The 702-nt window shown below is 38.9% G+C and carries 1 protein-coding gene; it reads right to left on the bottom strand.

The window, feature by feature from the left end; all coding sequences use genetic code 11:
- Positions 1-702 (bottom strand): PIG-L family deacetylase (locus ACHRWY_RS27525; protein ID WP_395359217.1); only part of this gene is annotated, 702 nt, incomplete at both ends.

The following is a 702-nucleotide window of genomic DNA, read 5'->3' on the forward strand; positions in this document are numbered from 1 at the left end:
CTGCTGCAAATACCTGATGGGGTTTTATCCTGGCAATAATTTCTTTTACAATTGCAATGTCTTCAGGACCTAACGGATTCTTTTTTACCTGTCCGGTTTCATAAAACGGAAGATCCAAAAAGTGTGTATTTTCATCTTTTAGTCCGATGTATCTTGTGGCTGCATAGGATTCTCTACGTCTGATCAGCCCTTTTAATTTTCGAACTTCAAGGGAATCAATCTGGTTTTCTGATTTGTTGTTCAGGAATTCAATGACTGATTTGAAGTTGATTTTTGTTTTTTCGTCTGTTATAAAATCACTCGATACCTCAGCAAATTTCAAGGCTTCGTCGTCTGTAACAGCTATATTTCCGGAGGTTTGATATACAACATGTACATCGTGCCCTTGTTTGATCAGTTTTGAAAAAGTTCCTCCCATAGAAATCACATCATCATCCGGATGTGGACTAAAAAGAATCACTCGTTTTTTTGCAGGATTGGCTCTTTCCGGACGATGCGAATCATCGGTATTGGGTTTTCCTCCCGGCCATCCTGTGATGGTATGCTGCAAGACGTTGAACATATTGATGTTCAAGTCATAAGCAGAACCTTCCTGCGCCAAAAGGTCAGACATTCCGTTGTTGTTGTAATCACGGTCTGTTAATTTTAAGATCGATTGTTTTGTTTTTTGGCACAACCAAACAATCGCTTTGCTTTTTAATT

Source organism: Flavobacterium sp. FlaQc-48 (assembly GCF_044007335.1).
Taxonomy (GTDB): domain Bacteria; phylum Bacteroidota; class Bacteroidia; order Flavobacteriales; family Flavobacteriaceae; genus Flavobacterium.